Below are 7569 nucleotides of genomic sequence, written 5' to 3' on the forward strand. Positions count from 1 at the left end.
GGTTGGTGAGCGCGTTAAACAGGTGAAGGGATAAAATAAAGCAAAACCGGTTTGATTGAAACCTTGCTTACTCTGCTAGGATAAGGGCCCAAAAACCATTCCAAATGAGGTAGTTATCGTGGCAAAGCCTGGGGCAACGGGGGTGACCCGTATCATCAATGCAACCGGTTACAGCATGAAGGGGCTCAAGTCTGCCTGGATCAATGAGGCGGCATTTCGCCAAGAGTTGCTGCTGATCCTGTTGTTAATGCCATTCGCGTGTTGGGTCGGTGATTCTCTTAACCAGATTTTGCTGTTGGTGGTGCTAAGTTGGCTGGTAGTGATCGTCGAGATCCTTAACTCTGCCATCGAGGCGGTGGTGGATCGGATTGGCTCAGAGCATCACGAACTGTCGGGTCGCGCCAAGGATTTGGGATCGGCGGCGGTGTTCATCGCCCTGGCATTGAATATGGTGGTTTGGGGGGCATTAGCGGGGCGTAATCTATTGGACTGGTGGTGACGACCAAGGCGTTAGCTAAGATAAACAAACCGGTGGGTGAGTAGGGTTACCCACCGGTTGAGAGGGTCACTCTTCAGACGCATAGCCACGGGGGCCTAGCGGTTTACCGTCCAGTAACACGCTGGCTTGTTGCATCTGCAAACGCCCATCACAGAACCACTGCACCACCAAGGGGTAGATGCTGTGTTCTTGTACCTGAACCCGTGCGGCAACCTCTTCGGCAGTATCCCCTGCAAAGATAGGCACGCAGGCTTGCAGAATAACCGGCCCCCCGTCGAGCTCCTCGGTGACGAAGTGAACGCTGGCACCGTGCTCCTCATCACCGGCGTCAATAGCGCGTTGGTGAGTGTGCAGGCCTTGGTACTTGGGCAGTAGAGAGGGATGAATGTTGATCATCCGCCCTGCAAAATGACGCACAAGGTCGCCACTTAAGATCCGCATAAAGCCAGCCAATACCACCAAGTCGGGTTGGTACTCCCTCATCAGCGCCAGCAGGGCGGCGTCATACTCCTCCCGGCTGGCAAACTGCTGCTGGGCCAGAATGGAGGTCGCCACGCCTGCCTCTCTGGCGCGAACCAGACCATAGGCATCGGCCTTGTTGCTGATGACGCCGACCACTTCAGCGGCAATCTTGCCGCTGAAGTGGTCGAGGATCGCCTGCAGGTTGCTGCCGCTGCCGGAGATTAGGACGAGGATGCGTTTCATAGAGGAGGTCATTTGGCTGTTGATCCGGTCATTCATTGAATGACGACCTGCTCCTCACCGTCGGCTGCCTTGGCGATATGACCGATGTGCCATGCGTTCTCGCCTTCCGCCTGGAGCAGGGTCAGCGCCTTCTCTAGCTGGTTGGCGGGCAGGGCGATGATCATGCCGACACCGCAGTTGAAGGTGCGATACATCTCGTGACGGGTGACATTGCCTGCCTGTTGCAGCCAGCTAAACACTGCCGGCCACTGCCAGCTCTGCTCATCGATCACCGCTTGGGTGTTGGCGGGCAGGACGCGGGGGATGTTCTCCCAGAAGCCACCCCCGGTGATGTGGGAGAGGGCGTGGATCTCGCACTCCTTGATGAGCTTGAGCACAGGTTTCACATAGATGCGGGTCGGCTCCAGCAGGGCGTTGGCCAGGGTGGTGTCACCCAGCGGCTGCTGCACGTCGGCTTTGGAGACGTCCAGAATTTTACGGATCAGGGAGAAGCCGTTGGAGTGAGGGCCGCTGGCGGCCAGCGCGATCAGGGCATCCCCTTCACCGACCTTGCTGCCGTCGATGATTTCGCTCTTCTCCACCACACCGACGCAAAAACCGGCTATGTCGTAGTCTTCCCCTTCATACATACCCGGCATCTCGGCGGTCTCGCCGCCCACTAGGGCACAGCCTGACTGCTCGCAACCGGCACCTATGCCGGTGACCACCGCGGCCGCGGTGTCCACGTCCAGCTTGCCGGTCGCATAGTAGTCGAGGAAGAACAGCGGCTCGGCGCCCTGTACGATCAGGTCATTGACGCACATGGCCACCAGATCGATGCCCACGGTGTCGTGCTTCTTCAGGTCGATGGCCAGCCGCAGCTTGGTGCCCACACCATCGGTACCGGAGACCAGTACCGGCTCCTTGTAGCCCGCAGGGATTTGACACAAGGCCCCAAAGCCGCCAAGACCACCAAGGACTTCAGGACGACGAGTGCGCTTTGACACGCCCTTGATACGTTCAACCAGTGCATTGCCAGCATCAATATCTACGCCAGCATCCTTGTAGCTCAGTGAGGTTTTGTCAGTCACGAGTAGTCCCCGTCATGTGAAGAAGTGGAGGGTAAAATTCGGGGCATATTCTATCAGTGGCGAGGAAAAACCAGAAAGGAAATCGTTTGCGCTATTTCGGGCGGAAAAGCTCTACAACCCATAGCATTTATTGTATGATTCCGCGATTTTTTTGCGGCGCAGTGAGAGGAGATAATAATGAAAATCGTTGAAGTCAAGCACCCCCTAGTCAAACACAAGATCGGCCTGATGCGCGAAGGTGACATCAGCACGAAACGTTTCCGTGAGTTGGCCAAAGAAGTGGGGAGTTTGCTGACCTACGAAGCGACCTCTGACTTTGAGACTGAAAAAGTGATCATTGATGGCTGGAATGGGCCGGTTGAAGTAGACCAGATTAAAGGCAAAAAAGTGACGGTAGTCCCGATCCTGCGAGCGGGTCTTGGCATGATGGATGGGGTGTTGGAACATATCCCCAGTGCCCGAGTCAGTGTGGTGGGGATCTACCGCGATGAAGAGACCCTGCAACCGGTGCCCTATTTCGAGAAGATCGTTAGCAACATCGAAGAGCGTCTGGCGCTGGTCATCGATCCGATGTTGGCCACTGGCGGATCGATGATCGCCACCATTGATTTGCTGAAGAAAAAAGGTTGCCATTCCATCAAGGTGCTGGTGCTGGTGGCTGCGCCGGAAGGCATTAAGGCGCTTGAGGCCGCCCACCCAGATGTTGAGCTTTATTGCGCATCCGTGGATCACGGCCTCAATGAAAAAGGTTATATCGTACCGGGCTTGGGTGATGCCGGTGATAAGATCTTCGGAACCAAATAACCGAGTAATAAGTAATAAAGAAGAGCAAGTGATTGCCTCTTATTGCACCGAACAACAGAGCCGACGCATAGTCGGCTCTGTTGTTCGTGGCTTGCTTGCCGCAGAGCCCGCCTTGCCGCTACCATAGCCTCCATCCTCCCTTTCGAGACGCTTGCCATGCTCAAGTTCGTTGTGATGATCCTCTGTAGCTGTTTGCCATTGACCACAATGGCAGTTCAACTGACTGATCTGTATCAAGGTCAGGCGCCGATGAGTAGCGATACGGCGGCGGCACAGGCCAAGGCATTGGAGGCCGTATTGCTCAAAGTCACTGGTAAACGGGATGTGCTGACGCAACCTGCGGTGGTGAAGGCGCTGGCCGCGCCGGGAGACTATGTCAAACGCTACGGCTATCAAGACCAAGATTCAGTCAAGTATCTCCATGCCGAGTTCAGCAGTGACAAGGTGAACCAGTTGGTGTCTGAGAGCCAATTTGCCTTGCTTGGTCCTGTTCGGCCCCAAGTTGTGCTCTGGCTAGTGGTGGAACAGCAAGGGAATAAGCTGCTGGCCGATCAATCCAGTGATGGTTGGGCGGCAGTGCTGCGTGAACAGGCACAAATGCTCGGGTTGCCGATCACCATTCCGCTGATGGATCTCGATGACAACATGGCCGTCAGCTCTACCGATGTGTGGGGGCGTTTTGCCGAGCCGATTTTACAAGCCAGCCAGCGGTATGGCGCCGAAATGGTGGTGTTGGGCAAATTGAGCCCAGATAGCCTCAGCGAAGAGGGGAAGTGGAACATTGATTGGGAATTGTTCGGACCCAAAGCTGCCGGTGAGGTGGCCGAGTTGACTCGTGGCCATAGTGTCGGCACTCAGGCGGAGGTCGCTCAGGGATTTGCTGATCATTTGGCTAATTGGTTGGTGCAACAGTATGGGGCTCGCCTCTCTGGTCCCGCTGCTAGCCAACGTCTGGTCGTCGATGGGCTAGTGGACATGAATAGCATGATTGCCGTGCAACAGTTGTTGCAAGGGATGGTGAACGTAAGCAAGGTTGAAATTGGTCAGCTAACGGGCGATCAGGCCACCTTCACGCTCCTGTTGCAAGGGGGGGAGGCCGAGTTGGTGCGTGGGTTGCAGCTTGAGAGCCGACTACAGCGTATCGACGATAATACTGGTTCGCTGCGCTATCAATGGCGCCCCTGAATAGGCCACTTGCCTTGACCGCCCAGCATTGTCTGGGCGGTTCTCTATCTGGCGGGTCAATGGTACACTTGGCCGCAAATATCACAGTCAAAGCCTAACGAGTGAAGCAACCGGCCCAACTGTCTCTTGCCGTGCAACTGCCGGATGATGAAACCTTTGCCAGTTTTTATCCCGGCAACAATGCCCATTTGATAACAGCACTGAAAAATGCCGCTATCGGTCAGGGGGCACCCTTTCTCTATTTCTGGGGGGCTAAGGGCGCAGGGCGCTCTCATCTGCTCCACGCTACTTGCGCCGAAGTGAATGCCCGTGATGCGGCGGCTGCTTACCTTTCCCTCGATCAGTTTGAGCAGCTTGATCCCAGTATGCTCGATGCCCTTGAGAGTTTGCCCTTGGTGTGCCTCGATAGCCTTGAGGCGATTGCAGGTAATGGCTGGTGGGAGCGGGCGCTGTTCGATTTTTACAATCGCTGGCAGGAAAAGGGGGAGGGGACGTTGATCGTCACCGGCTGCAGTGCACCGCGCAAACTAGGGCTGCAGCTGCCAGACTTGGCCTCTCGTCTCGACTGGGGGGTTAGTTTTCATCTCGACGAGCTCGATGATGAAGGCAAGCTCAGCGCCCTACAATTACGTGCTGAGCTGCGCGGCTTTAAGTTACCCATTGATGTGGGCCGTTTTCTGCTTAACCGCCTCTCTCGTGATATGCGAACGCTGCTTACGACACTCAATGAACTCGATAATGCTTCTTTTCGTGCTAAGCGAAAGCTCACCATCCCCTTTGTTAAAGAGATACTCGAGCTTTAAAACATTAAGTAGTCGTGCTACATGGGTGAGCCAGCGTTATTAAACCAGCTCTCCCACACATCACTATGGCGGCAGCATGATCAGGCAGTGAGCCTCATTGCCGTTGTAACGAAAAAGTGGGCAGCGACAAATGCCAGTAAATAGCCGCCACTCTTAAGCCAAACACCGCTGTCATACTGATGAGCATTGCACTCACCCTATCCATATTCATTTCCAAAGCAACGGTATAAAGAATGCCGCCCAAGATACAGGCCGTCGCATAGATCTCTTTTTGCAGTACCATTGGCACTTCACGGGCCAAGACATCTCGAATCATGCCGCCAGCCACCCCCGTCATGGTCCCCATTATCACTGCAATCAGTCCGGATGTGCCAAAACTTAAGGCCTTCTGGGCGCCGATCACGGTAAACAGTGCCAGTCCAAACGCATCGGCAACTGGCAGGACATACCAAGGTAAACGTCGTGGCAGCTTGGCGATGCTCATGCCAAAGAGGGCGGTGGTGATGATCACTAAAATGTAGATAGGGTCACGCACCCAAAAAACTGGCGTAGCACCAAGGATCATGTCGCGTATTGTACCGCCACCGATAGCGGTCACTGCTGCAAGTACCATCACACCGAAGGCATCCATTCTCAGCCTACCCGCCACTAAAACGCCCGAGAAGGCAAACACAGCAGTGCCAAACATGTCACTGACATACACTATTTGCTCAACCAATGTGGGCATCGAACATTACTCATCTCAAATCAATAGTGGGTCGCGATTCTAAGGCGATGAAATGGATGTGGCAATGATGCCAGTGAGCCACTTCGCTGATGGTGGGTTGATCGCTACTTGTTTGAATCTTGCTGCATGGCTTGGAATAGATGAACGTGGGTCGCAGGAGTTAACACCTCAGGGCACTGTAAGGGGGCTCGCGTGATCGCAGTGAAATATCAATGGTTCGACCCCAGCTCACAAATTTGTCTCATAGCGACATAACGATCACCTCCGATTTTTCGTGTTATTTTTGTGCAAATTCTTATTAAGTAAATTATTACTTCGTCGATACATATGGTAGGCGGCGTTAATGTGATGAGGCGTTGAAAAATGCTAAAAGCATCCCTAAATGGGCCGTTAAAAAGGAAGTATCGAGCACTGAAATAATAAAACTCGAACATATACAAGCTTAATTTAATAGCTTTAGGAGAATGGTCATGGGTCTTTATATTAATACCAACGTTTCATCACTGAATGCGCAACGCAACTTGATGAATGCCACAAAATCACTCGATACATCATACACTCGCTTGGCATCAGGTTTACGTATTAACAGTGCGAAAGACGATGCTGCAGGGTTACAAATATCAAACCGTTTGACTTCTCAAATCAATGGCTTAGATCAAGGGAATCGCAATGCTAACGATGGTATTTCTTTAGCTCAGACCGCTGAAGGTGCCATGGATGAGATGACAGGTATGCTGCAGCGTATCCGTACTTTGTCACAGCAATCTGCGAACGGTTCATATTCTGATGCAGATCGAGTCGCGTTACAAAAAGAAGTGGATCAGCTCGGGGCAGAAGTAAACAGAATTGCATCTTCTACTACATTTGCAGGCACCAAATTATTGGACGGCACATTTTCAGGTGTGTTCCAAGTCGGGGCTAATGCATATCAAACTATTAGCTTTAGCATGTCACAAGCTGATGGTTTTACTATCTCCGGTATCGCCGCGGCGGCAACTACCGTTAATCTGGGCACCGTATTAGGCACCGCTGTTGCTGCAAATACGATTTTTATAAGTGGTACTGCAGGCGGAATCAGTATCACTGCGCAGAGTAATGCACAACAAGTGCTCGCCGCTACAGAAGTGATGCTCGGTGTAGTAGATGGCACACGTGCCGAATTGGGTGCGGTACAGAATCGGATGGATGCGACCATTCGTAACCAGGCCAATATCTCTGAAAACGTATCAGCTGCCCGTGCTCGAGTCAGAGATGCAGACTTCGCTGTAGAAACTGCAAATTTGACAAAACAAAACATCCTCCAGCAGGCTGCTTCTAGCATCTTGGCACAAGCTAACCAACGTCCTCAGTCAGCCCTTCAATTACTACAAGGCTAAAAAAGAAAACAGGGCGGTTGTTCAGGCCGCCCTGCAGAATTGATAGAACAAAGGGGTGTTCGGTTTGCACTCTGTTCGATCGGGATAACGCCGGCTTATCTAACAATCAATGAAGCTAAGTATCATACAGTTGTTCAATTCTGTAAGGCTTAGACAAGCTCGTTTGTGCTTGTATCCATCGAGGTCGGACATCCGGCTTTTTTTATTGAGCAGTCCAATGGACATCACTCAATAAAATAAAAGCACAAGTAGAGCTATTTGTGCAAGGCGGCAGTGTGAGGATAATGCAGTTTTTAATAAATTAATCAATTAAGCTGAGGGTTTTGGATAAGCTAGATCTTGGATTGTGCTCAGATCTGCTAATAAAACGGCCCCATAAGCGTTAATGCCGATCAGTTAA

General features: G+C 52.5%; 8 protein-coding genes. 5 read left to right on the top strand and 3 right to left on the bottom strand.

The annotated features are described in order from the left end of the window. Nucleotides 1-118 precede the first annotated feature (118 nt). The gene (locus CUC53_RS09675) at nt 119-499 is read left to right on the top strand and encodes a diacylglycerol kinase (protein ID WP_100293969.1); all 381 of its coding nucleotides are present in this window, start codon (nt 119-121) and stop codon (nt 497-499) included. Between the two features lie 66 nt (nt 500-565). Here the strand turns inward: CUC53_RS09675 and purN are convergent, their stop codons facing one another. Next, on the bottom strand, nt 566-1204 hold the full coding sequence (gene purN, locus CUC53_RS09680; RefSeq protein WP_167386727.1) for a phosphoribosylglycinamide formyltransferase: 639 nt from the start codon (nt 1202-1204) through the stop codon (nt 566-568). 32 nt (nt 1205-1236) lie between these two features. Next, entirely contained in the window at nt 1237-2274 is a 1038-nt protein-coding gene (purM, locus tag CUC53_RS09685; protein WP_100293970.1) for a phosphoribosylformylglycinamidine cyclo-ligase, read from the bottom strand. A 177-nt stretch (nt 2275-2451) separates the two neighbouring features. On the opposite strand from purM, the gene upp reads away from it, so the two are divergent. The 3 genes from upp to hda all read left to right on the top strand — a co-directional run bounded on the left by upp (nt 2452) and on the right by hda (nt 5066). Beyond that, complete coding sequence (gene upp, locus CUC53_RS09690; protein ID WP_100293971.1) at nt 2452-3078, top strand: uracil phosphoribosyltransferase; 627 nt, start codon at nt 2452-2454, stop codon at nt 3076-3078. A 156-nt stretch (nt 3079-3234) separates the two neighbouring features. After that, nucleotides 3235-4263 carry a DUF2066 domain-containing protein gene (locus tag CUC53_RS09695; RefSeq protein WP_100293972.1) on the top strand — a complete coding sequence of 343 codons (1029 nt, stop codon included), beginning with the start codon at nt 3235-3237 and terminating at the stop codon, nt 4261-4263. A 101-nt stretch (nt 4264-4364) separates the two neighbouring features. Further along, nucleotides 4365-5066, top strand: coding sequence for a DnaA inactivator Hda (gene hda / locus CUC53_RS09700; protein WP_100293973.1), 702 nt, complete (start codon nt 4365-4367; stop codon nt 5064-5066). A 94-nt stretch (nt 5067-5160) separates the two neighbouring features. Here the strand turns inward: hda and CUC53_RS09705 are convergent, their stop codons facing one another. After that, nucleotides 5161-5793, bottom strand: a complete 633-nt coding sequence (locus CUC53_RS09705; RefSeq protein WP_100293974.1) for a trimeric intracellular cation channel family protein — start codon at nt 5791-5793, stop codon at nt 5161-5163. A 470-nt stretch (nt 5794-6263) separates the two neighbouring features. On the opposite strand from CUC53_RS09705, the gene CUC53_RS09710 reads away from it, so the two are divergent. Next, a complete protein-coding gene (locus CUC53_RS09710; protein WP_100293975.1) occupies nt 6264-7169 on the top strand; it encodes a flagellin N-terminal helical domain-containing protein in 906 nt (301 codons plus the stop codon). Nucleotides 7170-7569: the final 400 nt, after the last annotated feature.

Source organism: Aeromonas cavernicola, from assembly GCF_002795305.1.
Lineage (GTDB): Bacteria > Pseudomonadota > Gammaproteobacteria > Enterobacterales > Aeromonadaceae > Aeromonas > Aeromonas cavernicola.

Coding starts and splice junctions, on each gene's coding strand:
- purN (WP_167386727.1), bottom strand. CDS start 1,204: ATGAAACGCATCCTCGTCCTAATCTCCGGCAGCGGCAGCAACCTGCAG.
- upp (WP_100293971.1), top strand. CDS start 2,452: ATGAAAATCGTTGAAGTCAAGCACCCCCTAGTCAAACACAAGATCGGC.
- CUC53_RS09695 (WP_100293972.1), top strand. CDS start 3,235: ATGCTCAAGTTCGTTGTGATGATCCTCTGTAGCTGTTTGCCATTGACC.
- CUC53_RS09705 (WP_100293974.1), bottom strand. CDS start 5,793: ATGCCCACATTGGTTGAGCAAATAGTGTATGTCAGTGACATGTTTGGC.
- CUC53_RS09710 (WP_100293975.1), top strand. CDS start 6,264: ATGGGTCTTTATATTAATACCAACGTTTCATCACTGAATGCGCAACGC.